The organism is Pseudomonas sp. SB113 (genome assembly GCF_040754745.1).
In the GTDB taxonomy this organism is placed as follows: domain Bacteria; phylum Pseudomonadota; class Gammaproteobacteria; order Pseudomonadales; family Pseudomonadaceae; genus Aquipseudomonas; species Aquipseudomonas grimontii.
Genome location: NZ_JBFMHW010000281.1, coordinates 1 through 255 on the forward strand (window position 1 = coordinate 1; position 255 = coordinate 255).

At 49.8% G+C, this 255-nt stretch carries 1 rRNA gene; it reads left to right on the forward strand.

Annotated features, from left to right (window positions below):
- Positions 1–149: 149 nt before the first annotated feature.
- Positions 150–255, forward strand: a 5S ribosomal RNA gene (gene rrf / locus AB1462_RS32560); the annotation flags it as partial.

A 255-nucleotide genomic window follows, 5' to 3' on the forward strand; every position in this document is an offset into this window, starting at 1 on the left:
CTCCTGACTTGGAAACAAGTAGAAGCATCAGATTGCGGTGTGTGAAGACGCAACGAACCGAAAGTTCGATGTTCACAAAACACCGAAAGCTGTCACATACCCAATTTGCTGAAGCGAGGCCAACTGGTCACGACTCAGTACCCGAATTTCTTGACGACCATAGAGCATTGGAACCACCTGATCCCATCCCGAACTCAGTAGTGAAACGATGCATCGCCGATGGTAGTGTGGGGTTTCCCCATGTGAGAGTAGGTC